This window comes from Pseudonocardia sp. N23, assembly GCF_002583555.1.
Taxonomy (GTDB): Bacteria; Actinomycetota; Actinomycetes; order Mycobacteriales; family Pseudonocardiaceae; genus Pseudonocardia.
Map to the genome: position 1 here is coordinate 25,564 of NZ_BEGX01000052.1, position 25,707 is coordinate 51,270.

Annotated in this window: 26 protein-coding genes; 7 read left to right on the forward strand and 19 right to left on the reverse strand. The window is 74.1% G+C overall.

All coding sequences use genetic code 11. The annotated features are described in order from the left end of the window. Position 1: 1 nt before the first annotated feature. On the reverse strand, positions 2-1,009 hold the full coding sequence (locus TOK_RS13510) for a thiamine pyrophosphate-dependent dehydrogenase E1 component subunit alpha (protein WP_098958207.1): 1,008 nt from the start codon (positions 1,007-1,009) through the stop codon (positions 2-4). A 177-nt stretch (positions 1,010-1,186) separates the two neighbouring features. Next, positions 1,187-1,666: an Rrf2 family transcriptional regulator gene (locus tag TOK_RS13515; RefSeq protein ID WP_098958208.1), complete on the reverse strand. Its 480-nt coding sequence runs from the start codon at positions 1,664-1,666 to the stop codon at positions 1,187-1,189. 73 nt (positions 1,667-1,739) lie between these two features. On the opposite strand from TOK_RS13515, the gene TOK_RS13520 reads away from it, so the two are divergent. After that, positions 1,740-2,489, forward strand: coding sequence for an SDR family oxidoreductase (locus tag TOK_RS13520; RefSeq protein WP_253258371.1), 750 nt, complete (start codon positions 1,740-1,742; stop codon positions 2,487-2,489). A gap of 79 nt (positions 2,490-2,568) precedes the next feature. Here the strand turns inward: TOK_RS13520 and TOK_RS13525 are convergent, their stop codons facing one another. Continuing rightward, entirely contained in the window at positions 2,569-3,087 is a 519-nt protein-coding gene (locus tag TOK_RS13525; protein WP_098958210.1) for a DoxX family protein, read from the reverse strand. 198 nt (positions 3,088-3,285) lie between these two features. Beyond that, complete coding sequence (locus TOK_RS13530; protein ID WP_098958211.1) at positions 3,286-4,053, reverse strand: enoyl-CoA hydratase/isomerase family protein; 768 nt, start codon at positions 4,051-4,053, stop codon at positions 3,286-3,288. A 63-nt stretch (positions 4,054-4,116) separates the two neighbouring features. On the opposite strand from TOK_RS13530, the gene TOK_RS13535 reads away from it, so the two are divergent. Then, positions 4,117-4,512 carry a molybdopterin-binding protein gene (locus TOK_RS13535; protein WP_098958212.1) on the forward strand — a complete coding sequence of 132 codons (396 nt, stop codon included), beginning with the start codon at positions 4,117-4,119 and terminating at the stop codon, positions 4,510-4,512. On the opposite strand, the gene TOK_RS13540 is transcribed toward TOK_RS13535, so the two are convergent. The 3 genes from TOK_RS13540 to TOK_RS13550 all read right to left on the reverse strand — a co-directional run bounded on the left by TOK_RS13540 (position 4,490) and on the right by TOK_RS13550 (position 7,066). Next, positions 4,490-5,500, reverse strand: a complete 1,011-nt coding sequence (locus TOK_RS13540; protein ID WP_098958213.1) for an amidohydrolase family protein — start codon at positions 5,498-5,500, stop codon at positions 4,490-4,492. The genes TOK_RS13535 and TOK_RS13540 overlap by 23 nt on opposite strands. A 169-nt stretch (positions 5,501-5,669) precedes the next feature. Beyond that, a complete protein-coding gene (gene mgrA, locus TOK_RS13545) occupies positions 5,670-6,713 on the reverse strand; it encodes an L-glyceraldehyde 3-phosphate reductase (RefSeq protein WP_098958214.1) in 1,044 nt (347 codons plus the stop codon). Between the two features lie 56 nt (positions 6,714-6,769). After that, the gene (locus tag TOK_RS13550) at positions 6,770-7,066 is read right to left on the reverse strand and encodes a hypothetical protein (RefSeq protein WP_098958215.1); all 297 of its coding nucleotides are present in this window, start codon (positions 7,064-7,066) and stop codon (positions 6,770-6,772) included. A 186-nt stretch (positions 7,067-7,252) separates the two neighbouring features. Between TOK_RS13550 and TOK_RS13555 the strand changes: the two genes are divergently transcribed. Then, positions 7,253-7,696, forward strand: coding sequence for a nuclear transport factor 2 family protein (locus tag TOK_RS13555; RefSeq protein WP_098958216.1), 444 nt, complete (start codon positions 7,253-7,255; stop codon positions 7,694-7,696). On the opposite strand, the gene ligD is transcribed toward TOK_RS13555, so the two are convergent. The 4 genes from ligD to TOK_RS13575 all read right to left on the reverse strand — a co-directional run bounded on the left by ligD (position 7,693) and on the right by TOK_RS13575 (position 12,394). Continuing rightward, positions 7,693-9,750: a DNA ligase D gene (ligD, locus tag TOK_RS13560; RefSeq protein ID WP_098958217.1), complete on the reverse strand. Its 2,058-nt coding sequence runs from the start codon at positions 9,748-9,750 to the stop codon at positions 7,693-7,695. The two genes, TOK_RS13555 and ligD, sit on opposite strands and share 4 nt — an antisense overlap. Positions 9,751-9,831: 81 nt before the next feature. After that, positions 9,832-10,215: an ATP-binding protein gene (locus TOK_RS13565; RefSeq protein ID WP_098958218.1), complete on the reverse strand. Its 384-nt coding sequence runs from the start codon at positions 10,213-10,215 to the stop codon at positions 9,832-9,834. Positions 10,216-10,376: 161 nt separating this feature from the next. Then, positions 10,377-11,489, reverse strand: coding sequence for an AI-2E family transporter (locus TOK_RS13570; protein ID WP_098958219.1), 1,113 nt, complete (start codon positions 11,487-11,489; stop codon positions 10,377-10,379). Next, the gene (locus tag TOK_RS13575; RefSeq protein WP_141566386.1) at positions 11,486-12,394 is read right to left on the reverse strand and encodes a YhjD/YihY/BrkB family envelope integrity protein; all 909 of its coding nucleotides are present in this window, start codon (positions 12,392-12,394) and stop codon (positions 11,486-11,488) included. Before TOK_RS13575 ends, TOK_RS13570 begins: the two co-directional genes overlap by 4 nt. 224 nt (positions 12,395-12,618) lie before the next feature. Between TOK_RS13575 and TOK_RS13580 the strand changes: the two genes are divergently transcribed. Continuing rightward, a complete protein-coding gene (locus tag TOK_RS13580; protein ID WP_098958221.1) occupies positions 12,619-13,020 on the forward strand; it encodes a hypothetical protein in 402 nt (133 codons plus the stop codon). Positions 13,021-13,086: 66 nt separating this feature from the next. On the opposite strand, the gene TOK_RS13585 is transcribed toward TOK_RS13580, so the two are convergent. The 3 genes from TOK_RS13585 to TOK_RS31710 form a co-directional block, all read right to left on the reverse strand. Then, on the reverse strand, positions 13,087-13,272 hold the full coding sequence (locus TOK_RS13585; RefSeq protein ID WP_098958222.1) for a hypothetical protein: 186 nt from the start codon (positions 13,270-13,272) through the stop codon (positions 13,087-13,089). 46 nt (positions 13,273-13,318) lie between these two features. After that, positions 13,319-13,909 carry a LuxR C-terminal-related transcriptional regulator gene (locus TOK_RS33380; RefSeq protein WP_253258372.1) on the reverse strand — a complete coding sequence of 197 codons (591 nt, stop codon included), beginning with the start codon at positions 13,907-13,909 and terminating at the stop codon, positions 13,319-13,321. A 177-nt stretch (positions 13,910-14,086) separates the two neighbouring features. Beyond that, on the reverse strand, positions 14,087-14,392 hold the full coding sequence (locus TOK_RS31710) for a hypothetical protein (protein ID WP_141566387.1): 306 nt from the start codon (positions 14,390-14,392) through the stop codon (positions 14,087-14,089). A 323-nt stretch (positions 14,393-14,715) separates the two neighbouring features. Here TOK_RS31710 and TOK_RS13600 point away from each other — a divergent pair, with 323 nt between their 5' ends. Next, the gene (locus tag TOK_RS13600; protein ID WP_141566388.1) at positions 14,716-15,111 is read left to right on the forward strand and encodes a hypothetical protein; all 396 of its coding nucleotides are present in this window, start codon (positions 14,716-14,718) and stop codon (positions 15,109-15,111) included. A 159-nt stretch (positions 15,112-15,270) separates the two neighbouring features. After that, on the forward strand, positions 15,271-18,054 hold the full coding sequence (locus TOK_RS13605) for an AAA family ATPase (RefSeq protein ID WP_098958226.1): 2,784 nt from the start codon (positions 15,271-15,273) through the stop codon (positions 18,052-18,054). A 29-nt stretch (positions 18,055-18,083) separates the two neighbouring features. Here TOK_RS13605 and TOK_RS13610 read toward each other — a convergent pair whose 3' ends face one another. The 4 genes from TOK_RS13610 to TOK_RS13625 all read right to left on the reverse strand — a co-directional run bounded on the left by TOK_RS13610 (position 18,084) and on the right by TOK_RS13625 (position 24,336). After that, positions 18,084-18,707 (reverse strand): RNA polymerase sigma factor, encoded by a 624-nt coding sequence (locus TOK_RS13610; RefSeq protein ID WP_098958227.1) that lies wholly within the window; start codon positions 18,705-18,707, stop codon positions 18,084-18,086. Between the two features lie 35 nt (positions 18,708-18,742). Further along, complete coding sequence (locus TOK_RS13615) at positions 18,743-20,773, reverse strand: patatin-like phospholipase family protein (RefSeq protein ID WP_098958228.1); 2,031 nt, start codon at positions 20,771-20,773, stop codon at positions 18,743-18,745. Continuing rightward, the gene (locus TOK_RS13620; RefSeq protein ID WP_098958229.1) at positions 20,773-22,440 is read right to left on the reverse strand and encodes an FAD-dependent oxidoreductase; all 1,668 of its coding nucleotides are present in this window, start codon (positions 22,438-22,440) and stop codon (positions 20,773-20,775) included. Before TOK_RS13620 ends, TOK_RS13615 begins: the two co-directional genes overlap by 1 nt. A gap of 153 nt (positions 22,441-22,593) precedes the next feature. Beyond that, positions 22,594-24,336, reverse strand: a complete 1,743-nt coding sequence (locus TOK_RS13625; protein WP_172457562.1) for a SulP family inorganic anion transporter — start codon at positions 24,334-24,336, stop codon at positions 22,594-22,596. A gap of 113 nt (positions 24,337-24,449) precedes the next feature. Between TOK_RS13625 and TOK_RS13630 the strand changes: the two genes are divergently transcribed. After that, positions 24,450-24,896 carry an aldehyde dehydrogenase family protein gene (locus tag TOK_RS13630; RefSeq protein ID WP_098958231.1) on the forward strand — a complete coding sequence of 149 codons (447 nt, stop codon included), beginning with the start codon at positions 24,450-24,452 and terminating at the stop codon, positions 24,894-24,896. Here the strand turns inward: TOK_RS13630 and TOK_RS13635 are convergent. Then, the gene (locus TOK_RS13635) at positions 24,833-25,657 is read right to left on the reverse strand and encodes an SDR family oxidoreductase (protein WP_098958232.1); all 825 of its coding nucleotides are present in this window, start codon (positions 25,655-25,657) and stop codon (positions 24,833-24,835) included. The genes TOK_RS13630 and TOK_RS13635 overlap by 64 nt on opposite strands. Positions 25,658-25,707 lie beyond the last annotated feature (50 nt).

The window sequence follows — 25,707 nt, forward strand, 5'->3', positions numbered from 1 at the left end:
CTCAGGCCGTCGGGCCGAACATGATCTGCGGGGCGAGATCGGGATCGGCGGGAGGGGACGCCTCGGCGTACGCGACGGCCGCCTCGACGCGCGCCCGGACCTCGGCGTCGATCCGATCGAGCGCGGCCCGCTCGCACGTGCCGTCGGCGAGCAGCCGGGCAGCGAGCCGGGGCAGCGGGTCCTTGTCGTCGGCCTGCCAGGCGGTGACGTCGTCCTCGCTGCGGTAGGTGCCGCCGCCGAGCATGTGCTGCTCGGCCTCGAGGTGACCGCGGATGCGGAACGTCGTGGCCTCGACGTAGGACGGGCCGCCTCCTGCCCGGGCCCGCTCGACCGCGGCACCGACGGCGTCGCGGACGGCGTGCACGTCGTTGCCGTCGACGACGGTGGCGGGCATGAACGCCCGCGCCCGGTCGACGAGCGTGCCGCCGGTGACGGTCGAGGTGACGGTGAACTCGGAGACGCCGTTGTTCTCGCAGACGAAGATCGTCGGCAGCTCCCAGGCGGCGCTGACGTTCATGCTCTCGGAGAACGAGCCCTGGTTGGCGGCGCCGTCACCGAAGAAGCAGGTGGCGACGCGGCCCTCGCCCGCCAGCTTCGCGCCCCAGGCGGCGCCGGTGGCGATCGCGAACCCGGCGCCGACGATGCCGTTCGCGCCGAGGATGCCCTTGGACACGTCGGCGACGTGCATCGATCCGCCCATGCCCTTGCAGATGCCGGTGGCCTTGCCCCAGATCTCGGCGAACATGGCGTCGATGTCGCCGCCCTTGGCCAGGAAGTGCCCGTGGCCGCGATGGGTGCTGGTGACGTAGTCGCGGTCGGTCATCACCGCGCAGGCGCCGACGGCGACGGCCTCCTCCCCGATGTAGAGGTGCACGCCACCGGGCAGGCTGCCGTCGGCGCAGGCGACGATCAGCCGTTCCTCGGCCCGCCGGATCAGCAGCATCCGCGTGTAGAGGTCCACGTCGGTCACGGTCACGTGCCCACGGACGTCGGTGTCCGGCGTCGCCATCGGCGGTCTCCCTCCGGCCGGGCCACCTCTGTGGCCGTCCCGCCAGGCTCGCCGACGACGGCTCCGCAGGTCTACGGCCCGCGGCGCAGCGAAAAGTGTCCCTGCGCGCGAACGGGCGATGAGTTCGGCGCCGCCCAGCGGCGGGGCGGCCGGGACCGTGCAGGACGAAGGCGCGCATCAGGCGCGCTGGGCGATCCACGCCTGGGCGCGCGGCAGCGTCCCCGGTCCGACGTCGCGCGCGACGGTGCCGGCCAGGTCGGCGATGCTGGTGGCGCGCAACGACTCCCGCCATGCCTTGTCGGCGTCGATCATGACGCGGGCGATCGGGCACGGGGTGCGGCACGCCTCCGGCGTGGCCGCGAAGGGGCCGCGTTGCCGGATCTCGGTGCACGTGAACGCGGCCTGGGCGCCGTCGACGGCCTCGACGACGTCGAGCACGCTGATCCGCTCCGGGGCCCGGGTGAGCACGTAGCCGCCTGCCTGCCCCTGCACCGAGCGGACCAGCCCGGCCCGCGAGAGGGCCTGCAGCTGTTTGGCGAGGTAGGTCGGCGAGACGTCGTGGAACTCGGCGAGCCGGGCCGCGGGGACAGGCTCGGTCATGCCGGTGAGCACGACGCAGCAGTGCAGCGCCCACTCCACGCCCCCGGACAGTTTCACCCCGGCAGCGTACTTGACTCGGATGCGGGTTGTCCGGGTATATTCTCGGACAGAAGTTATCCGAGTTCGAGAGATGGGGAACGTCATGCGGGTCGTGGTCGTCGGAGGCAGTGGTCGGATCGGGTCGGCGCTGGTGGAGCACCTGCGGGCTGCCGGGCACGAGGCGGTGCCCGCGTCACCGTCCACCGGGGTGGACACGCTCACCGGGGCCGGTGTGACCGAGGCGGTCGCGGGCGCGCAGGTGGTGGTCGACGTCAGCAACTCGCCGTCGTTCGCCGACGACGACGTACTCGCCTTCTTCACGACGTCGACGCGCACACTCCTCGACGCCGCCCGTGCCGCCGGCGTGGCGCACTACGTGGCACTGTCGATCGTCGGCACCGACACCCTGCCCGGCTCGGGCTACCTGCGCGCCAAGACCGCCCAGGAGGAGCTGATCACCGCGTCGGGCCTGCCGTTCACGATCGTCCGGGCGACGCAGTTCTTCGAGTTCATCGAGCCGATCGCCGACGGCTCCACGGTCGACGGCGTCGTCACCCTGCCCGCGGCGCAGTTCCAGCCCGTCGCCGCGGCCGACGTCTCCGCGCTGCTCGCCGAGGTCGTCGTCGGCGAGCCCGCCGGCACGTTCGACATCGCCGGCCCCGACCGGCGTCCCTTCGAGGAGTTCGTCCGCGAGACCCTGGCCGCGCGCGGCGACACCCGCACCGTCAGCAGCGCGCCCGACGCCGAGTACTTCGGCACGCGCCTGGAGCCGGGCTCACTCGTCCCCGCGGGCGAGGCGCGCCTCCTGCCGACGCGGTTCGAGGACTGGCTGAAGGGCTGACGCTGTCGAAGGCCGGCGCCTGGTCGGCCGCCCGCGACGGCTCGTGAGTGGCGATGGTCGCTGTGGCGACCATCGCCGCTCACGGGGTCGTCGTGTCCGGCGCCCGCCAGAACGTCGCCAGCTGCGCGGCGGCACCGGCCAGGCCGAGCCCGGCTGCGAGCGCTGCGGCGGAGGTGCCGCGGAGCCTGCGGTCGGCACCGATCGCGCGGTCGACACTGAACCGGCCCGGCCCCATCCCGGCCAGCGCTACCGACGCGGCGGCGAGGTTCAGGACGTACTCGTAGCCCTCGGCGGTGATGAAGAACCCGTTGGGCGCGTGGACCGACCGGGCCGCGACGGCCATCGTCCCGACCACTGCGGCGGCCGCGAACGGAGTACCCGCACCGGCCACCAGTGCGGCACCGGCCCCGATCTCGACGGCGGCACTCGTCCGCGCCTGCAGCTCGGGCTGCCGGAAGCCGATGGAGCCGAACCAGCGGGCGGTGCCGTCGAGGCTGCGCCCGTGGCGCACCCCGTGGGCGATCATCGTCCCACCGACCACCCCGCGCAGCAGCAGCCGCGCCACCTCGGTACCGGCCCTACCACGTCGACGCCCCATCGAGTCCCGTTCCTCCCGTTCGGCTGCCCGGACCCTATCCGCGTCACGGGCCGGACGGATCACCCGAGGCCGACGGGTAGGGTGAGGGTCGACACGTGGCCGGGACCGTGGAGGACCCACTGCCGTCGCGGCGCGCCGCGAGTGTGCTCCGCGTCCGGCTCCGGGCCACGGCCCTGTCGTCACCGCCCCGACCGGCGGTCATCCGCGGCCGGCCCCACCCAGCCCCGCCCGGTACGCCGCAAGCGCTCGAGCCGTAGCCGGATCGTCGAACATCCGTCCGAACTCGACGGTGCTCTCGTCGATCCCCTCGACCAGCGACGTGTTGAGCCATCTCTCGAAGAGCCTCTTCTGCGTCGCGGTGACGACGGGGGTGTGCCGCGACGTCCGTTCCAGCCAGCGGTCGAGCTCTGCGTCGAGCGCGTCGGCGTCGACGACGGCGTTGGCCAGCCGGAACGGCGCGAAGTCGGCGACGGGATAGGCGTCACCGGTCAGGATGATCTCCTTGGCGAACGCCAGCCCGACATGGTGGTGCAGCAGTGCGGCGTCGATCACCGACGGCACCCCGACCCTGATCTCGGGCAGCCCGAACGTCGTGCGCGGGGTGGCGATGCGCAGGTCGCAGGCCAGCGCGAGCTCGAACGCGATGCCGAGGCAGTAGCCGTCGACGACCGCGACCGTGACGACCGGAGCGGTGCGCACCGCCGCGAGCAGGTCGCGGCCGGTGCGGATGAACGCCTCCCCCGTCTCGGGGGTGAACGCCGCGAACGCACCCACGTTCATGCCCGCGGAGAACCCGCGCGTGCCGGCGCCTCGGAACACGACCGCCCGCACCCCGTCGAGGTCGGCGACCTCCTCGCGGGCACGGGCCAGGTCACCGGGGAGCAGGGTGTTGGCCTTGTCGGGGCGGTCGAAGGTCACGGTGAGCACGCCGTCGGCGCGGGTCACCGAGATCGCGGAGCCGGTCACGGGTGTCTCCTTCCGAGGGAGCGACGGGCGTCATGGGTGGGGACGGCCCTAGGATCACCGGCCATGGCGCGCTTCCGCATCTCCCAGGCCGCGGACCTGATCGGGGTCAGCGACGACACGGTCCGCCGCCACATCGACACCGGGCGGCTGCGGGCATCGCTCGACGAGTCCAACCGCAAGGTCATCGACGGCGTCGACCTCGTCGAGTTCATCCGCAACCACAACCCCGCCCCGGACAACCCTCTCGACGTCCGCTCGTCGGCGCGCAACCGGATGGTCGGGCTGGTCACCGCGGTCACGATGGACAAGGTCATGGCGCAGGTGGAGATGCAGTGCGGGGCCAACCGCGTCGTGTCACTCATGAGCTCGGAGGCGGCGCGCGACCTGGGCCTGGAGCCGGGGTCGCTGGCGGTGGCCGTCGTGAAGTCGACGAACGTCACCGTCGAGGTGCCGAACTGACCCGGGCCAGCGCCGTCAGCGCGTTCTCCCGGCCGATGGCCGCTGCCAGGCCGGGATCGACGTCGTCGAGGACGGCACCGGCGGGCGTCTCGCGGACCACGAACGGGTAGTCGGTCCCGCACATGACGTGGTCGGGGCCGAAGCGGCGCACCGACAGCGCGAGGCTGTCGGCGTCGTAGGTCAGGGAGTCGCACCACAGGTCGCGGGCCCGTTCGGTGGGCAGCGGCTCGCCGGGCCGGTCGAGCGAGGCGCCCCGGTCCAGCCGCGGCAGGATCTGCGGCAGCGCTCCCCCGCCGTGCGCCAGGCACACCGTGACGCCGGGCCGCCGCGGCGGGCGCGACACCAGCCCGGCCCCGGCGATCGCGGTCTCCGACGGCATGCCGAGCCCGAAACCCAGCCCGAGGCCGACGGCCCGCGGGTCGAGGGTCTGGTCGACGGGGTGGACGAGGACGAACGCGCCGAGGTCGGCGGCGGCGTCGAAGAACGGGTCGAGCACGGGGTGACCGAGCTCCGTGGTGCCGACGACCGTCCCGATCTCCACCCCCGCGAACCCGAGGTCGAGCACGCAGCGGCGCAGCTCGGCGACGGCCGCGACGACGTCCTGCAGCGGGACCGCGCCGAGTGCGCGCAGCCTGTCGGGGGCCTGCCCGCACAGGTCGGCGAGGAAGTCGTTCTGCTGCGTACACAGGGCGGCGGCGGGTGCGGCGGGCTTGTCGTGGGAGAGCGTCACCGGGATCGGGGAGACGAGCTGCACCGCGACGCCGTCGGCGTCCATGTCGGCGAGACGGCGCTGCGCCGACCAGCAGCGGTCGTCGACCTCCCGGTAGACCGACCCGCCGAGCATGATGCGGGCCCGGTCGGGGGCGGTGCGCTCGACGGTCGGCCAGCGACCGGGTGCCGGCGCGGCGAGCTGTGGGGCGATCGCGTGCGTGTGCACGTCGATCCGCCCGTCCGGGATGTCGCGTCCGTCCACATCGGGCGGTGCCACGGAGCCTCCTGACCTCGACGTCGGCCGGCCCGTCGACCGTAGCCGCCGCCGGCCCGGTCCGCCGATCCCGACCCTGTGGCCCTCACCGCCCGGGACGGCACGAACCGCCGCACAACCTCACGGTCGGCCCCGCGGTCCGGAGCAGCAGTGGGGTTGCGCGCGGACCGGGTCAGAGCTCGCCGCGGCGCGCGGCACCCCAGAGGTCGACGTCGGCGTCCGCGGCGAGCAGGTCGTCGATCCCGGCGAGCTCGTCGTCGGTGAGCGCGAGGTTCTCCACCGTCGCGACGTTCTGCTCCAGCTGCTCGACCCGCGACGCCCCGATCACCAGCGACGTGACCCGCTCGTCGCGCAGCGCCCAGGCGAGCGCGAGCTGCGCCAGCGTCTGCCCACGCTTCCCGGCGATCCCGTTGAGCGACCGCAGCCGGGCGACCATGTCGTCGGTCAGCCAGTCGGTCGAGAACGTCGACCCCCGGGACGCCCGCGAGTCCGACGGGATGCCGTCGAGGTAGCGCGAGGTGAGCAGGCCCTGGGCGAGCGCGGTGAAGCCGATGACGCCGAACCCCTCGTCGGCGGCCGCGTCGAGCAGCCCCTCGGTCTCGATCCAGCGGTTGAGCATCGAGTACGACGGCTGGTGGATCAGCAGCGGCGTGCCCAGGTCGCGCAGCAGCGCGGCCATCCGGCGCGAGTCGTCGGCGGTGTAGGAGGAGATGCCGACGTAGAGCGCCTTGCCCGCGCGGACGGCCGCGTCGAGGGCGCCTGCGGTCTCCTCGAGCGGCGTCGTCGGGTCGAAGCGGTGCGAGTAGAAGATGTCGACGTGATCGAGGTCGAGCCGGCTCAGCGACTGGTCCAGCGACGACAGCAGGTACTTGCGCGAGCCGCCGCCCTGGCCGTACGGACCGGGCCACATGTCCCAGCCCGCCTTGGTCGAGACGACGAGCTCGTCACGGTGCCCGGCCAGGTCCTCGCGGAGGATTCGACCGGCGTTGATCTCCGCCGAGCCGTAGGGCGGGCCGTAGTTGTTGGCCAGGTCGAAGTGCGTGATGCCGAGGTCGAAGGCACGCAACGCGATCGCCCGCTGCGTCTCGAACGGGCGGTCGTCGCCGAAGTTGTGCCAGAACCCGAGGGAGAGCATCGGCAGGTCGAGGCCGGAGCGGCCGCTGCGCCGGTAGCGCATCGTGCCGTCGTAGCGTGCCGGGTCGGGACTGTGGGACATCGTGGATGCGCTCCGCTCGGTGAGGGTCGGCCCCCACCGTGGCACATCCCGCCGGCTCAGCCGTGATCGGCCGAGACCACCGCCGGCATCCGGCGCAGCCGCTCCAGCAGGAGATCGGCCTGGGCGGAGGTGAGCGAGACAGTGGCGCTGATCCGGCTCTCGACGACGCCGTCGCGCACCTCGACGGTCAGGTCGTGCACGCGGTACATCCGGCCGCGCAGCATCGCGACGACACGCAGCGTGCCGTCGAGCCCACCGGAGACGTGGGCGGTGACGCCGCGCTGGGCGACGAGGTCGCGCTCGGCGGGCCGGGCGGGACGCCGGTCGGCGGGGGCCTCAAGAGTGGAGGTCATGACGGATCTGCTCCTCGAGAACTGGTCGGAGGGGATCCGGACCAGGTTCCGGCGAGGACGCACGGCGACTGCGCGCCGGCGACCTGGCTCAGCCGGCGCGCTCGGTAATGATCGACGAGGACCACGCGCGCATGTGTCGACGGTAACAGGTCCCCCGCCGGCCCGCGCGGAGCGCACACTGGGCCCGTGCCGAACGACGCGATCGCGGCCCTGATCCGCCGCTACTACGACGGCTGCACCGACGGCGACCTCGCCGAGCTGGAGGCGACGCTGCACCCCGACGTCGTCCACTGGTTCCTGGCACCCAACGTCGGTTCCGCACCCGTGCGCGGGCGCGACCATCTCGCGCGCTACTGGCGCAAGGTGACCCGGATGATCGAGGCCCGCTGGGTCGTCGACCACGTGTTGGCGAGCAAGGACGAGGCCGTCATCGAGTGGACGATGTTCTGGCGGCCGCAGGGCTCGGCCGAGCGGGTCGCGACCCGCGGTGCGGAGTGGTTCGTGCTGCGCGACGGGCTGATCGCCGAGATCCGGTCCTACTACCAGCAGCGCCCGGAGACGACTGAGCTCGACGGCTTCCCCTACGCCGACCGCGGCTACTCGGTGCCGGGACGCGAGACGCACGTCTAGAGCGGTGGCAGCACCTGGTCGCGCCCCACGAGCGGGAGCATCGGGTCGCCCACCGCGTCGAGCCGGTCGAGCGCCGTCGCGACGGTCCACCGGTCGGGGCGCAGGCCGGGGTCGTCGAGCTCCTCCCAGGTCAGCGTCATCGACACCGGCGCCCCCGCGGCCGGACGGGCGCTGAACGGGGCGACCAACGTCTTGTTGATGACGTTCTGCGTGTGGTCCAGCCGCATCCGCCCACCCCGGCGGTCGGTGTGCCACTCCCACGAGATCATCTCGGGGACCATGCGTCCCACGGCCTTCGACACCTTCTCGACCCAGCCGCGGGTCTCGGCGAACCCTGGACCCGGGGTGACGGGGACCCAGATCTGGACGCCGCGCTTGCCCGTCACCTTCGGGGCCGCCGTGACGCCGAGGTGCTCCAGCGCGGCGCGGTAGAGCCGGGCGACGGCGAGGACGTCGTCGAACGTGGTCCTCGGGCCGGGGTCGATGTCGATCAGCGCCCAGGTCGGCCGGTGCACGTCGGGCAGAGCGGAGGTCCACGGGTGCAGCTCGACCGCGGCGAGGTTGGCCAGCCACACCAGCGTCGCCGTGCTGTCGACGACGACGTAGTCCTGCACGTCGCCTGGATCGGCGTCGGGGTAGCGCCAGCGCGTCACCCAGTCCGGCGCGTGGACCGGGACCTCCTTCTGCCAGAAGCCCTGCCTGCCGACGCCGTCGGGGAACCGCTGCATGTTGACGGGCCGGCCCCGCAGGTACGGCAGCAGGTGGGGCGCGACCCGCGCGTGGTAGCGGACGAAGTCCCGTTTGGTGACGGACGGGCCGCCGTCGCGGCCGGGGAACAGCACCTTGTCGAGGTTGGTGAGCGCGAGCTCCTGACCCGCGACCTCCCAGATCCCCTTGCGCCGCATCGTGTCGAGCGCAGCGAGCTCGTCGGAGGTCGCTGCCCGGACCTCGGCGGCGCTCTCCTGCGAGGCCGTGTCCCGCGAGGCCGTGTCCCGCGAGGCCGTGTCCCGCGAGGCCGTGTCCCGCGACGACCTGTCCCGCGGGGCCGCGCGCACCCCGTACGACGCCAGCGGCGCCCGCGCGAACGCCCCGTCCAGCACGACCTCCCGCGGGTCCCGGTCGGGACGCAGCCCGCGCCACACCGAGTGACGCAGCCGCGCGTCGTGGGTCAGCGTCCGGTACTCCACCTCACCGACCAGCCGCGGCTCCACCCACCGCACCCCGCGGGCGTGCTCGCGCGGCACCCCGGAGACGAACGGGTCGTCGTCGCGCCGCAGCTCCTCCAGCCTGCCGCGCAACGTCCGCAGCGCCGCCTCGCTGAACCCGCTGCCCACGTTGCCCAGGTAGTGCAGGTCGCCCGCGGCGTCGTAGGCACCGAGCAGCAGCGAGCCCATCGCCCCGCGGCGTCCCTGTCCGGGCGTCCACCCCCCGAGCACGACCTCCCGCGTCGTGAACAGGGCCGTCTTGATCCAGGACGCCGCGCGCCGCCCCGGCTCGTAGCGCGACGTGCGCCGCTTGGCGACGATCCCCTCCAGCCCGTGCTCGCGTGCGACGTCGAGCATCTGGGCGGGCGGCACGTCGACCGTCGACGGTGGCACCGCGATCCGCGGCCGGTCGGCCAGCCCGAGCCCCAGCAGCACCTCGCGACGGTCGTCGTAGGTCTCGCGCACCAACGACCGCTCCCCGACGCGCAGCACGTCGAACACGTAGAGCTGCACCGGGACCTCCGCCCGCAGGGCCGCCGGCGGGTTGCGCACGTGCATCCGGTTCTGCAGCAGCCCGAAGTCGGGACGGCCGCCGGCGTCGAGCGCCACGATCTCGGCGTCGAGCACGAGCGGCTCCGCGATGGGCAGCCCGGGCACGAGGTCCGGGTAGCCGCCGGTGACGTCGTTGCCGTTGCGGCTGGTCAGGTGCACCTCGCCGGCGGTGTCGACGTCGACGATCGCCCGCACGCCGTCCCACTTGAACTCCACGGCCCAGCCTGGACCGGCGGGCGGGCGGCCGGGAGTGGCCAGCATCGGCCGCAGATCGGCGTCGGGCCGGCGGGCAGGCATGGCATCCAGAGTGCCCTGACCGGCCCGGATGCGCCGTCACCCGTCGGGTTCTTTCACCCGGCGAGGCTCACGGGCAGCGGGTCAGCGGCGGACCTCGGCCCAGACGGTCTTGCCGCGGTCGTGGGTCTCGATGCCCCAGCGCACACTCAGCCCCCGGACCATCTGCAGTCCCATCCGCGGCCGGCCGTCGGTGACCGTCTCGGGACCGCGGACCGACCAGGCCTCGTCGGTCACCCCGATGTGGACGACGTCGCGCCCCGTGTCGTCGCGGCGTGGCTCGACGACGATGCCGAACGGGGTGCGGGCGTGGGTGACGGCGTTGACGGCCAGCTCGTCGGCGATGATCACGACGGCGGAACCGGTCTCGCCCTCGGGGTCGACGTGCATGGCGCGCAACGCGTCGCGGACCTGCTCACGCACCCCGGCGAGTTCCTCGGTCTCGGGCTGGTGGGTCGTCTCGCGCACATCGCCTCCCGGGCCGCGCCCGCGGGTGGCGGAGCGCCGGCCGACCCGCAGCTTAGCCGCTGACCGCCCGGCCGCCGACCCGCAACGGACACCCGGCGGTGACTCGGCTGCAACACACCGTCGTCCACGACGGTGCCGCCGCACCCGGACGAGCGACGGGATCATCGTTCCTCGGCGGGTGTGCCCGGCTCGGGCGGGGGCTCGGGTACCCGGCTGCCCAGCAGCGCGTCGAGCCAGCGGGCCCGCGGGTCCGCGTCGACGAGCAGCACCTTGGCCAGCAACGTCAGTGGCACCGCGAGCACGGCGCCCAGCGGCCCGAGCAGCCACGCCCAGAACACGAGCCCGACCAGGGTCAACGACACCGAGATCCCGACCGCGTCGCCGACGAACTTCGGCTGCACCACCGAGGTCAGCACGAAGTTGACGACGAGGAACACCGCGACGACCACGAGCGCGCTACCCCAGCCGCCGGTCAGGATCGCGAGCAGCAGCGGCGGGACGAGCCCGATCCAGAAGCCGATGTAGGGGATGTAGTTGGTGATGAACACCAGCACGCCCCACAGCAGCGCCAGCGGGATCCCGAGCAGGCCGAGCACGACGGCGTCGACGACCCCGGTGACCAGCCCGACGACCGTGGTCACGACGAGGAACCGGCGGGTGCCGGTCGCGAACTCGCGCAACGCGTCCGCGATGTGCGGGCGCTCCGTCGCCACCGCCCTGATCCGCGGGCCGGCTCCGGCGGCCTCGATACCGAGGAAGAGCAGCAGCGACAGCAGGAAGATCAGGTTGCCGGCCAGCCCGGCGAGCCCGGCGAGCAGCCCGGTGACGAGCCCGACGAACCGTCCGTAGTCCAGCCCGGCGGCGATGCTGCGCAGCTGGTCGGGACCGACGCCGAACCTGCCGAGCAGCGCCAGCGTCGAGGTGACGACGTCGTTCAGCTCGGCGGCGTAGCCCGGCAGGACCGTCGCGAGCCGCGCGACGGAGTAGACGATCACCGCGGCCAGCACGACCAGGACGCCGTAGATCGCGAGGACGAGGGCCCCGGTGGCCAGCCAGCGTGGCGCACCGCGCCGGACCAGGGAGCCGTGCAGCGGATGCACCATGATCACCAGGACGAGGGCGAGGAAGACCGGCGCGACCAGCCACGCCGCCGCGGCCGCACCCGCGGCGACGACGACTGCCGCCGCGACGGTGAGCAGCACGGCCGTGGCGCGTGGCGTGCCCGGCTCCGGAGGCGGCACCGGGCCGCCGTGCGACACACTGCGATCGGTCATCGTGACTCCTCTTCGTTCACCGGCGGACGAGAACTCGGTGCGTCGGCGGCCGCGTCGGCGGTGGCCAGCCACGCGGCCAGCGAGAGCAGCACGCGTGCCGCGGCGAACAGGAACGCGAGCCCCGCGAGCAGGGACCCGAACACCGCGCCACCCACGGAGCCGGACGTCGCGCCGATGGTCAGGGTCGTCACCACGGTGATCGCCTCGACCAGCAGCGCGCCGGCCGCGGCGACCGGCGCGACCGTCCGCACCGGCAACCGGTGCCCGGGCAGCCGGCCGAGCAGCCACACCAGCACCGACCAGCCGATCCCCCACCCGAGGACCAGGCCGACGACGCCGACCAGCACCCCGGCGGTGGCCCGGTCGGCGAGTCCGAGGAGGTCGAGCACCGCGCCCAGACCGCCCGTCGCGCTGACGGTGAGCGCGACCGAGGCCGACAGGGCCACGAGCAGTACCAGCAGCGATCCGAGGTCGCGCAGGATCCGCCCGGGCGACGCGGGCGGGTGCGGCGCCAGCTCCCACATGGCCGAGACCGCCTCCCGGACGACCGCGATCCAGGTCTTCCCCGCCCACAGGGCCGCGACGAAGCCCACCGACGCGACCGGCACCCGGCCCGCGACCGCGGAGTGGACGAGCGGGACGAGGGTCTCGGCGATCGGGGCCGGGAACCCGCCGACGACGAACGTCTCGAGCTCGGCCACGAGGTCGGGCCGGGCCCACAGCAGGAACCCGGCGGCGGCGAACAGCACCATGAGCAACGGGACCGCCGCGAGGACGGTCGCGAACGCGACGGCCGAGGCCAGGTGGTTACCGCGCTGCGCGACGTAGCGGCGGCCGGTGCGGTGCAGGTGGTCCGCGAACGGGAGCCGGCGCCGGAGATCGGCGAGCCACCGTCGGGGGTCCACGTCGTCGGCTAGACCGTGATCCGGCCGGTGGCCGGACCACCGGCCTCGGCAGCGACCACGACGAGCACGGACAGCGCCGGTTCGACCACGATGGACACCCGCGCAGTCTGCTCGCGGTGGGCCCGGATGAACAGCAGCGTGCTCGGTGAGCGGACGACGCCGGCCGCAGGGCCCACCCACGGTGGCCGGGCACCGGGGGGCCGGCGGGTCCTAGGGTCTGTTCCATGTCGAAGCAGGCCGCGATCGTCGACGTGTTCGTCTACGTCGTCGTGCTCAACCTCTTCGTCGAGTACCTCCCGGGGGTGGTCAGCGAGACGTTCACCCTGTCCGTGCTCACCGCCGTCCTGCTCAAGGTCGTCCTCGAGGTCGTCGTCGCCGTGAAGGACCGGGTCAAGCAGCGGTTCCGCGACGCGACGGGTCCGGTCGGCAAGGCCGCGGCGGCGCTCGGACTCTGGCTCGTGCTGTTCCTGAGCAAGTTCGCGGTGCTGGAGGTCGTCGACCTGGTGTTCGGGTCTCGCGTGAGCCTGGGCGGCTTCGTCCCGGTGACCGCGCTGATCCTCGTCCTCATGCTGGCCCGGGCCCTGGTGCGCCGGCTCCTCGAGCCTGCGCCTGCCCCGCCAGGGTGACGGATCGGTCGCGGGCGGGCGGTCCCGTGTCGGGTTCGGTCGGAGGACCGGGTCGCCGAGCCCGGGTCACGCGCCGGCCAGCTCGCCCGACCTCACCAGCTCGGCGAGCTCGGCCCGCCACGCCGCGTGCTCCTCGACGTTGCGCAGGCGCATGTCCCCGATGCAGTCGGCGCAGCGGCCCGCCAGGTTGAGCAGCGCATCCCGGGAGCAGCGGATGCAGGGAACCGCGCCTGCGATGTCGTCGTCGGCCACGTCGGGATCGTCGCACACGCGCCCGCACGGATCGGAGAGGTCCCGCTCAGCCGGTCGCGCCCGCGGGCGGGTCGGCGGGGACCAGGCCGAGCTCGCGGGCCCGCAGCACCGCGGAGAGGCGGTCGGCGCAGCCGAGCTTGCCGTAGGCGTGCTCGAGGTGCTTGTGGACGGTCCGGCCGCTGATCCCGAGCCGCCGCCCGATCGCGTCGGCGGTGAGCCCGAGTGCCACCAGCCCGAGTACCTGGCCCTCGCGCCTGGTCAGCGTCTGTTCCGGGGGCCGGACCGTGCGGACCGCGCGGACCACCGGCTCCAGGGCCGGACCGGTGTCGGTCTCACCCGCGAGCAGCCGCAGCAGGCCCGGCGCCAGCAGCGCGGCGTGCTCGACCTCGTCGGGGCCGAAGCCGGGATCGTCGCGGGTGAGCAGCCAGGCATCGAGACGGCCCTCGCGCAGCCGCAGCGGGACGGCGAGGGCGCGGCCCGTCCCCGCCCAGCGCACGCAGGCGGCGGCGCCCCGCTCGAGGGCGGCGGTCAGGGTCGTCGTCACCCCCCGGTCGACGACGACCCTGACCAGTACCGGAGCCGCACCGCCCTCCCAGGTGCGGACGAGACAGCGCCCGGTCGCGGGCTGCACCGTCACCAGTGACACCACCCGGCTGGGCACCGCGCGGCGCAGCAGCCTCGCGGTCTCACCCCTGCGGTCGTGCGACCGTCCGGCGACGGCCCTCCCCCGCCCCGTTCCCTCGCGCCCCGACATGGCACCTCCCCCTTCTGCCTTCAGGTCGAGGTGCGGGGCGCGCGCGCCGATACGCCGCGTTCAGGTACCGATGCCGTGGTCGGCCAGCCAGCGCGCCCACGCGGCGTCGTCGCCGACGTCCGCGACGGGTTCGGGACCGGGCCCGGGGGCGGCGGGGCGGCGGCCGGGCGGGTGCAGCGTGATCCCGCCGTGCCGGCTGCCCGCGTGCGTGACCCGGGTGTCGCCCTCGACGAGCACGAGCTGCTCGAAATCGGGCTCCCAGCGGACCACGACGGTCCGCCCGCAGGTGGGACAGTGCCATTCCTCGGCGCCGGAGGGGCCTTCGCCCTCGTGCACCATGACGTGCTGATCGGGATGGTCCGTCACGGCGCCGCGCTCCTCTTCGACGATGCGTCCGGCCGTCCGTGATTGTCCGGGGCGAGCGCGGGCCGGGCCACCGCGAGCACGTCGGGCGGCGGACCACCCGCGGCCGGCGGCTCGGCCCCACCGGCGCCGTGCCTTGCCGCGGACGTCGCGGACGTCGCGGACGTCGCGGACGTCGGCGTCGATACACATTCTCCGCATTCCCGGTACGCAGACCTACGTACGGATCCGGGGCGCCGGGAAACCTATTGTTCTTTTCACGGGGACCAGCCGGAATCCTACACAGAATCGTCAACGACCCGCCGGGTCGAATCGGGGAGAACACGATGCCCAGTCAGAACGATGCCAGTGTGAAGCTGATCTACGCCGTGGACGAGAACCAGTTCTTCGCCGTCGACGACGTCGCCCTCGACGCACCGTTCGACGTGATCATGAACGTCGAGATCGGTGAGGAGCTCAACCGCCACGTCACGAGGTCGACGGCGCGGATCGGCATTCGCAACCTGACGCAGTCGACGACCGTCGCGACGCTGCAGCAGACCGACGTCCTCAGCCCCGCCGCCGCGCCGTTCCTGGCCGAGCTGCGTTTCGAGGTCGTCCCCGGATGGGGCGTGAACGCCACGGCCGGTGACGTACTGCAGGTCGTCGCGTCCTACAAGGTCGAGGCCGGGGTCGACAGCGACGTCTCGTACGCCGAGAGCCAGCGCTTCATCGTCTCCTGACCCGCACCACCGCCACACCCGACGTCCCGTCCCGGTTCTCCGGGCGGGACGTCGCGCATCCGCCGCTCCGTGTCGCCCCCTTCTCCACACCTCGCATTTCCCGGCAATGGGCACGGAGATCGGCACGCGCCGGGATATCTCCCCGGATAGACTCCCGGCATGCTCCTCGGCCGTTCCCGGGAGCTCGCACACATCGACGGATTGCTGCAGCGGGCCGCAACCGAGGGCGCGAGTGCCGCGGTGGTCGTCGTCGGCGAGGCGGGCATCGGCAAGTCCGCCCTCGGCGACGCCGCTGCCGACTCCGCGGCCGGACGCGGGACGACGATCCTGCGCACCTGCGGCATCGAGTCCGACTCCACGATCCCGTTCGCGGGCCTCGGCGACCTGCTGCGCCCCGTGCAGGACCTCGTCGCCGAGCTGCCCGGCCCGCAGTCGGCGGCGCTCGCAGGGGCCCTCGCACTGGGCCCGCCCGCATCGCAGGACCGGTTCGCCGTCGCGGCGGCGACGCTGTCGTTGCTGGCGGCGGCGTCGCAGGGCGGGTCGTTGCTGTGCCTGGTCGACGACGCGCACTGGCTCGACCCGTCGTCGGCGGAGGCGCTGGTGTTCGCGGCGCGCCGGATGCGGGCGGAGGCGTCGGTCATCGTGTTCACCGTCCGCGACGACGAGCCCGGTGCGACCCGGTTCCGCGCAATGGAGACGCTCCCCCTGACCGGTCTCGACGACGCCCCGGCCACCGAGCTCCTCGCACGGGGCGCGGGCCGCACGTTGCCGCCGGAGGTGTCGGCGCGGCTGCTCGCCGACACCTCCGGCAACCCGCTCGCCCTGCTGGAGGTGCCGGGACAGCTGTCGGAGGACCAGCTCAGCGGCCGGGTGCCGATCCTGGAGCCGCTGCCGGTCGGATCGTTGCTGATGGAGGGCTTCCTGCGGCGCGTGCGCGACCTGCCGGATGCCGCCCGCACCGCCCTGCTGCTCGCCGCGACCAGCGACATCGAGGCCGCCGACCTCGTCGACCGGGCGCTGCGCGACTCCGGCGGCACCCTCGACGACCTGCATCCCGCGGAGGCCGCCGGCCTGGTCACCCTCGACGGCGGCCGGCTGCGGTTCCGCCACCCCCTGGTCCGCTCGGCGGTCTACCACGCCGCCGAGCCCGCCCGGCGCCGCGACGCCCACCGCATGCTCGCCGCCGCCCTCGACGACGTGCCCGCCCCGCAGGCCCCCGATCGGCAGGCGTGGCACCTCGCGGCGGCGACGGTGACGTCGGACGAGGGGGTGGCCGCGAAGCTGGAGACGCTGGGGCACGACGCGCTGGGCCGGCACAGCCACGCCGTCGCCACGCGGGCGCTGGAGCGGGCGGCCGAGCTGAGCCCTCAGGCAGGCGACCGGGCGCGGCGCCTGCTGGCGGCGGCGTCGGCGGCGGTGCCCGCGGGCTACATCCAGGAGGCGGTGCGGCTGCTCGGGCAGGCCGAGGGCTGGACCGGCGACCCGGTCGCCGCGGCGGTCGCGGAGTGCGAGCGGCACCGGCTCGGGGTGTGGGCGGGTGACGCCGAGGCCAGCCGGGCGCGGCTGTTCGCGTTCGCGGAGAGCGTCGAGCAGCGGCTGCCGCCGGTCGCGGTCCGCGCCTACCTGGCGGCGGCGCAGGCCAGCCTGTTCGCCTACGACGTCGCGGGCATCGCCCGTAGCGCCGAGCGGGCCGCCGCGCTCGCCGGTGACGACGACGGCGTCGCCCTGCGCTGCGACGTGTTCGCCGCGTTCGCCGCCGCGCAGAGCGGCGACCGCCACCGGGCCGTGACCCTGCTCGCGCGCCGGCGGGCGCAGCTGGCCGTGTACGACACGTTCGAGATCGACCAGCTGGTGACGATGAGCGGGGTCTGCCACGTCGCCGTCGAGGACACTACGGGCGCGCGGCCGTTGCTGGCCCGGGCCGTCGAGGCCAGCCGGACGGCCAACGCCGCGGGCCTGCTCGCGGTGCAGCTGCCGTGGCTCGCCGCGCTGGACTGGGTGGACGGGGAGTGGACGTCGGCGCTGGCGCTCGCGCACGAGGCCGTGCTGCTCGCCCCCGAGACGGGGTGGCTCGCGCAGCTGCCCAACAGCCTGAGCACGCTGGCCCGCGTCGAGGCCGGGTTCGGGATGGCCGACGAGTGCCGTGCCCACGCCGAGCAGGCCGCGCGGGCGGCGGGCGGGCACGCGACGCGGGCCTACGCCCACGCGGCGGTCGGGCTGCTGGAGCTGGCGTCACCCGACCGGGCCGACGAGGCCGCGGAGGCGATGGAGCGGGCGTGGGCGGCGGCGACCGCACGTGACCGCGACCCGGCGCCGTTGCTGGCCGCGCAGCTGCTGCCCGACCTGGCCGAGGCCCGGCTGCGGGCCGGTCACCCGGCGGACGCCGCGGTGGCGCTGGCGCAGCTCGACGCGATCGCCGCCCACTCCGGCCGGCACCTGGCCCGTGCCTGCTCGGCGCGGCTGCACGGACTGTCGTCGCGCACCGGGTTCGCGGCGCACTTCGAGTCGGCGCTGCGCCATCACGACCGCGGCGGGCCGGTGTTCGAGCAGGCCCGAACCCACCTCGCCTACGGCGCCAGGCTGCGGCGATCCCGGGACCGGGCGGCGGCGCGGACGCACCTGCAGCGCGCGGTCGAGCTGTTCGAACGCCTGGGGGCGGCGCCGTGGGCGGCCCGGGCCCGCGGGGAGCTGGTCACGAGCGGCGGCTCCGCACCCGCCCCCAACGATCTCATCGAACTGACGCTGACCCCGCAGGAGCTGCAGGTATCTCTCGCGGTGCGCAAGGGGCTGACCAACGTCGAGGTCGCGTCGTCGCTGTTCCTGTCGGTGAAGACCGTCGAGTACCACCTGAGCAACGTGTACCGGAAGCTCGGTGTGCGCTCGCGCACCCAGCTGATCCGCGTGCTCGGTGAGGACCGGACGGCCCGCGCTCCTCTGGTGTGAGCACGAGCCGTCGGGCCTCCCCCGGGCTCTCAGGCGACTGCGGCGTCGATCTCGCAGGTGCGCATGGCGCCGCGCAGGTCGCGCAGGAGCCGGCCACGGGTGGGGCCGATGCTGCCGTGCGGGATGCCGCGGTCGCGGAGCGCCGCGTAGCCGTCGCCGGGCAGGTAGAACAGCGCGTCGACGACCTGGCGGCGCCGTCCCGACAGGTCCGCGACGACATCGGCGACGACACGGCGCACGTCGGCCAGGATGACCACGGCCTCGGGGCCGGGGACCAGCGCGGCGATCTCGTCGAGGCCGACGTCGGTGGGCAGCTCGCGACGGGTGCGGCGCAGCAGCGCGAGGCACTCGCGGCCTGCGGTGCGCACGAGCCAGCCGCGCAGCCGCTGCGGGTCGCGGATCGTGCAACCGCGCTCGATCAGCCGCACCCAGGTGTTCTGGACGGCGTCGCAGACGTCGGCCTCCTGCAGCCGGAAGGAGCGGACCGCTGCGCGGACGGCGACGCCGTGCCGGGCGACGATCTCCGCGGTGGCGGTGGAGTCGCCGGCGCGGGCGCGTTCGAGCAGCTCGCCGTCGCTCGCGGGCCGGTCGGTGCGGTCATCGGTGTGGTCGTCGGTGAGGTCGGTCGGGCGGTGCAGCAGCGGCGTCGACATCGTGTCCCCCTTGCGTTATGGCTTCGACGCCGACGCTATGGAGGTCCCGGCCCCCGGGGATCCGAGGAAACCCTTGGTGTCGCCCCTGGGGCCGCCGACGCCGCGACGAGCAGGCCGCGCAGCCACCGGTCGTGCCCGGCCGTCACCACGCGTCGCAGCAGCACCCGGGCCAGCCACGGCACAGGTCCCCGCTGGGTCTCGACGGTCCGGACGCGGCAGCCGTCGCGGTCGGGGGTCAACCACCAGACGTGATAGCCGCGCGAGAGCGGCCCGCGCCAGGTCCAGCCCAGCTCGACGCCGTACTCGCACCGCACGACGGTGCTCCGGACCGGGGTGCGGAATGTGGTCCAGCGGAACGTCGTACCCTCGGCGAGCGTCTTGTCGCCGCCGAGGTCGATGCGCCGGGCGTTGTCGTAGAAGCGCGGCCAGCCCGCCGCGTCGACGAGCAGCTCCCACGCCCGTTCCGGCGGCACCGGGAGGAGGACCCGGTTGTCGGTGACGACGCAGGCGCCCGTAGGCCCCTCGCCGGCCGGGAAGCCCGGGTCGTCGGCGAGCTCGCGGGGGCGGAGGTAGACCGCCGCCAGCCGCCGCAGGAACCATGACGCGAAACGCCACACCGCCGCTGTCCGGCGGCCGAGGCCGGGGGCGATGCCGCGCATCGTCGTCAGCAGGCGCAGGAACGACCACGCGCGCAGCCGCAGGGTCCCGTCGGCGACCGGATCGGTGGTGACGTCGTCGGGCTCTCCGCGCCGGCGGACCGTGACCACGAGCGTCGCGGTGTCGGGCCACAGGTCGAGGCGTCCGTCGTGCCGGACGGTCTTGACGCCGACGAGCGTCAGCGGATGCCCCACGCCGTCGGTGAAGTCGAGCCGGTACTCCATCGTGGACGGGCCGTCGCCGGGCAGCAGCGTCAGCTCGCCGGTCTCGACGGGCCGCCTGCCCCCGAACGCCGCGCCGTCGACGTGGCCGGACAGGGTCACCCGGCGGTCGCCCGCGCGCAGCGTGTCGACGTCGCGGACCGTCGCGGTCAGGACGACGGCGAGCGGCGTGGCCGGCGACGTGCTGGTCCGGACCCGGCCCGCCATCCGCTCCCGGAACCGGACCCCGTGGGGCGGCGGCGTGGGCGGGGCCGGTGGGCCGAGCCCGATCCGGCGGTCCGCGCACCAGCGGCGGGCGTCGCGGACACCCTGCTCGACGGCCTTCGCGATCGACCGGCGGGTGAACACGAGCAGGTAGTGGATCGGGACCTCCGCCACCAGGGGCACGACCCGCACCGGGTGCGGGTACGAGCCGTGGCCTCCTGCGGCCCACGCCGCGTTGCTGGCCGCGATGCGTTCCAGGTCGGCGTGCAGGCGGCCGTTCGCGGCGGCCTCGATGATCTGGAAGTACTGCGACACCGGCCCGTTCCCCCGGCTCCCGGCCATGCTGACCGTCCACGGGATCCACAGCTCGTTCGCGCCCGCGCCGATCGTCGCGGACAGGTTGGCATCGGTGACGTAGACCGCGTCGATGTAGCGACGGCCGCCGGTCACCACCGGCGGGTACCAGCCCGGGAGCGACGTGGCCGCGACGAGCAGGTCCTCGCTCATCGCCGCGGGCGGCAGCGCCCGCGACCGCTGGGCGTCGACGTCGAAGACGTTGAACGTGGCCGGCGCACCCCGCGCCCGGATCGTCGGCCAGTCGAGACCCCAGACGCCCTGCAGGACGTTCGTCCGGAACCGGCGCATCGAGAACAGCGCCGTGCCCGTGAGGCTCGGGGCGGCGCCACGGGTGAGCGGGGCGAACCGGCGCCAGTTGTCGGCGATGGCCCGCCCGCTCATGCCCTGGCACCACATCGCGAGGTTGAACACGCCGCCGCTGGCCCCGTCGACGTGCACGAACTCCACCGGCGCGCCGTCGATCCGGGCTTCGTCGAGCCACACCTGCAGGACACCGGCCTGATGGGCGACCTTGAGGCCGCCACCGGCCATGACCAGGCCGCGACGCGCGTCGGCACCGAGGTCGGGCGCGAGGATCCCGCCCGGCTCGCAGTCGGCGAACCCCACGTCGCGCATCGCGTCGACCACTACCGCACCTCCACGATGCGGCGGGCGCAGCGCTCGGCGAGCGCTGCGATCGTCATCGACGGGTTCGCCCCGACCGACGTCGGCATCACGGACCCGTCCGCGACGAACAGCCCCGGATGTCCGAAGGCCCGCCCGTAGCCGTCGACGACCCCGTCGGCCGGGCCGGTCCCCATCGGGCAGCCGCCGAGGGGGTGCGCGGTGATCCCCCTGCTGAGCAGCCGCGACGGGCCGTGGCGGAAGCCCGCGCCCGCACCCTCCGCGACGCCGCGCATCGCCACGAGCACCCGCTCGAAGTAGGCCGAGGTCCCGGGCCGGCGGGGTGACCACCGCAGGTCGAGCCACGTCCCGTCCCCGGCCAGGCGCATGGTGCCGTGGCCCGGGTCCATGCCCATCCCGAGCAGCGGAGCCGTCGTCCGCGAGACGCCCATGGGGCCGAGCACGCGGGAGACTCCCCCGCTGATGTCGCTGCGTTCCCGGTGCAGGAGTCGCTGCCCGAACCGTTGCGCCAGCAGCAGCAGTCCGCGGCGGTACAGCCCGGGCTGGAACGACTCGCCGACCCAGCCCAGCACGCTCGGGTAGCCGCCGTCCTCCACGAGGAACATGCCGGCGTCGTCGCGGAGGACCCGGGTGATGACCGGGCCCCGCTGCGAGTCCACCTCCCGCGTGCCGCCGGTGGTGAAGCCGATGGCGTCGCCGTTGCCGGAGAAGCGGGTGCCGAGCGCCGGGCTCAGTCGCGGCAGCCCGGCCACCCTGTTGGCCAGCAGCAGCCGCGTCGTCCCGAACACCCCGGCTGCCATGACGACGGTCCGGGCCCGGACCGTCGTCGTCGGCGGGACGACGCCGCGTGCGCGCGGCCTGCGTTGCCCACCCGGCGGCGGCCGGGTGTGCGTGCGGTAGCGCACGACGTAGGTCTCGTCGTCGCCGGCCGGGACCGCACCGATCCCGACGACCTCCCGCAGCGTCCGGATGTGCGCCCCCTCCTCGGCCGCGCGCGAGAGATAGGTGAGGTCGAGGGTGTTCTTGGCACCCTCGTTGCAGCCGAAGTCGCACTTGCCGCACAGCGTGCAGCTGTGGCGCTGGACGCCGTGCATGTTGTCCGTGCGGCTGCCGGCCGGGTTGCCCGGACCGAGCCACGACGGCGCGAACGTCACGGCCACCGGTGCCGGCTCGGTAGGACTCCCGAACGCCGCCGCCGCGGCGTCGAAGGCCGCCGACTTGGGCATCCGCGCCGACAGGTGCTCCGGCACGCGGCGCACACCCAGCATCTCCCGGACGGCCTGGTAGTGCTCCTCGATGTCACGGTGGTCGATGGGCCACTGATCGGCCACCTCGTCGAACCATTCCTTCGGCATCTCCATGGTGACGTTGGCGTAGATCAGCGACCCGCCACCCAGCCCGCTCGCGACGATCGCGTCGAGGCTGCGGAAGGACCACAGGTCGAACAGGCCGAAGAGGTTCCGGCTCGGGTCCCAGAAGTTCGTCGACATCTCCGACGGGCTGCGCGGGAACGACCCGGGCGCGTAGGCGTCGCCACGTTCGAGAACCAGTACCGACCGCCCCGCCTGCGCCAGCCGGCACGCCGTGACGGCACCACCGAACCCGGACCCGACGACGACCACGTCGTACTCGTCGGCGATCTCCCCGTCCAGGTCGTGCTCCGCGTCCACGGCCCCGCCTCCCCACCTCGGTCGAGAACAGGAGCGCGCAGGGCAACGCTGCGATACGTCCCGCCACGCCCCGCGTCCCCAGCGTGGGTCATCCGGACCGGCGCGGCATCCACCCGACGGCGGTGCGCTGCTGCTCCGGACGGCGGCAGGTCGTCACGCCGTGTCGCGCTGGAACGCCTCCAGCACCTCGCCGGAGGTGTCGAAGCAGCCGGTCTCCCCGATCCGCGCCGTGACGCCGTAGCGGTCGAGCTGGCCGCGGACCGGGTCCACCAGGTTGGACACGACCATCCGGACTCCCGCGGCCCGCAGGGCGTCGTCGACCGCGAGCAGGACCGTCCCCGCGCTGTAGTCGACGTCGCCGATCGCCGCCGCATCCAGGCAGTACCAGCGCACCGGCGGGCCCGTCGCCGTCAGGAGCCGGACGTCCTCGGCGAACCGGGAGGCGTTCGCGAAGTACAGCCCGCTGCCGAACCGGTGGACCACCAGCCCGTCGACGGTCCGCGCCCCCGCCGCCACCGGCAGCGACCGCCAGTGCCCCTCGGGCGACTTCACCAGCACACTGCTGCGCGGGGCGTAGCTGTGCCGCAGGTGGTCGGCGATCGACGCGGCCACCGCGACGACGATGCCCGTCTCCACCCCGAGCACCACCACGGCGACAGCGGTGAGCAGGGCGACGACGAACTCGCCACGGCGCAGCGTCCAGATGCGGCGCATGCCCGCGACGTCGACGAGCTCCACCCCGATGAGCAGCACCACCGCGGCGAGTGCCGCGAGCGGCAGCATCGACAGGAAGGGGGTGAGCAGCAGGATCACGACGACCGTGACCGCCGCCGCGGTCAGGTGTGCCAGCTGGCTGCGCCCGCCCGCGCCGTCGACCATCTGCGTCTTCGTCGGGCTGCCGTTGACGACGAACGCGCCCGTGAACGCGGCCGCCACGTTGGCCCCGGCGAGGCCGACGACGTCGCGGTCGGTATCGGGGGTCTCGCCGTGGCGGGCCGCGTAGGCGCGCGAGGTGGCGGCGCTCTGGGCGAGGATCACCACGAGCATCGACAGCGCGATGGGCAGCACGGCGCGCAGGTCGTCGAGGGCGAGCGACGGCAGCGCCGGCTCCGGCAGCCCGGCGGGGACGGCCCCGAGGACCAGCAGCCCGAGCCGGTCGAGCCCGGCGACGGCGGTGACGACGATCGCGGCGACCACGGCCACCAGCGCCGCCGGGATGCGTCGTGAGATCCGGCGCGCGACCAGGACGATCACGACGACTCCCGCAGCCGTGGCGACGGCGACCGGGGTGGCGTCGCCGAGGTGCTCGACGATCCCGACGACCTTCTCCGGGACCTGCCCCGGAACCGGTTGCAGGCCCAGGGCCTCGGGGAGCTGCCCGATCGCGACCTGGACGCCCACACCGGTCAGGAACCCGACGAGCACGGTGCGGGACAGGAAGTTCGCCAGCGCGCCGAGCCGCACGACCCGCGCCACGATCAGCAGCACACCGACGACCAGCGCCGTCGTCCCGGCCAGCCGCACGTACTCCGGCGACGCCGCCGGGACCGCCAGGGCGCCCAGGCCGGCGGCGAGCATCGCGGCGGTCGCGGAGTCGGCGCCGACGACGAGCCGGCGCGACGCCCCCAGCAGCGCGAACACGATCATCGGCAGGACCATCGTGTAGAGGCCGGACTCGACCGGCATGCCCGCGATCCGGGCATAGCCCAGCACCTCGGGGATCGCCAGCGCCGCCAGCGTCAGCCCGGCGAGCACATCGGGGAGCAGCCCGCCGCGGCGCAGGTCGACGGCGGGCGCGAGCCATCCGGGGCGGCGCCACCGCGTCGTCCCCGCCACCGCCACCTCCGCCGCCGTGCCGTGGTGGTCGACCCACCGGGTGGCCGCAGCCTGACACATGATCACCGCTGCCGGCACGGGTGCTGCGGCGCGCACCCCGGTGGTGGACGGCGTGCCGAGTCGCCGACCGCGGCAGGCTGGGAAAAGCGCCTGCATCACATCCGCATCTGCGGATGTGCACGGCCGTTTCACTCCGTCCACCAGCGGCGCCGGGCATCATCGTCAGCCGGCACCGCCACGACGAGCTGGTCGAGGCCCTGGCGCCGACGTTCTTGCAGTTCCGGGTGGGCGGTCCCTTCGACAAGGCCACCCAGATGGGGCCGCTCGCCATGTCATGTCAACGCGACCAGGTGCTCGGCTACATCGAGAAGGGCACGGCCGAGGGCGCGACGCCGGCCACCGGCGGTGGCCGCCCCGCGCACCTGGAGAAGGGCTGGTTCGTCGAGCCGACGGTGGTCGGCAACGTCGACAACTCCTCGACGATCGCCCAGGAGGAGGTCCTCGGCCCGGTGCTTCATGGACGCGGTCCCGACGGGCTACGACACCGTGTGACCCGTCAGCCCTGGGCCTCGACCGACACGGGCTGCCACTCGCGCCACGTCGCGAGCCGGGACTCGTAGTCCTTCTCCGCGATGCCCAGCGGGGCCGCGCCGAGGAAGATCCGCAGCGGCGGCTGCTCCGCGTCGACGACCTTGAGGACCGCGGCGGCGCTCGCCGTCGGGTCGCCGGGCGTCCCGACGCGGGCCTTGCGCGCCTCCTGGACCTCCGCGTGGAACTTCTCGTAGGCCGGGTGGACCTCGGAGTGCCGCGCCGAGGCGCCCGCCCAGTCGGTGGAGAAGCCGCCCGGCTCGATCAGCGTCACGTGGATGCCGAACTGCGCGACCTCCTGGGCCAGCGACTGGCTGATGCCCTCCAGCGCCCACTTCGACGCGTGGTAGATGCCGACCAGCGGGAACGCGCTGATCCCACCGATCGACGACACCTGCAGGATGTGCCCGGACCCCTGCTCCCGCAGGAACGGCAGCGCCGCCTGGGTGACCCAGAGGGCCCCGAACAGGTTGGTCTCGAGCTGGTCGCGCGCCTCGGCCTCGGTGAGCTCCTCCACGAGTCCGAAGTGGCCGTAGCCGGCGTTGTTGACGACGACGTCGAGCCGCCCGAAGTGCTCGTGCGCGGCGGCGACGGCGGCGAAGTCCGCCTCGCGGTCGGTGACGTCGAGCCGGATCGGCAGGAGCAGGTCGCCGTACTCGGCGGCGAGGTCGTCGAGCGTCGAGGTGTCGCGGGCGGTGGCCGCGACCGAGTCGCCCCGCTCCAGTGCGGCGATCGCCCACTCGCGGCCGAAACCGCGGGACGCGCCGGTGATGAACCAGACCTTCGCGGTCATGTCGTTCCTCTCGTTGTCCTGCCTGGTTCAGCGACGCGGCGACGGCGTGT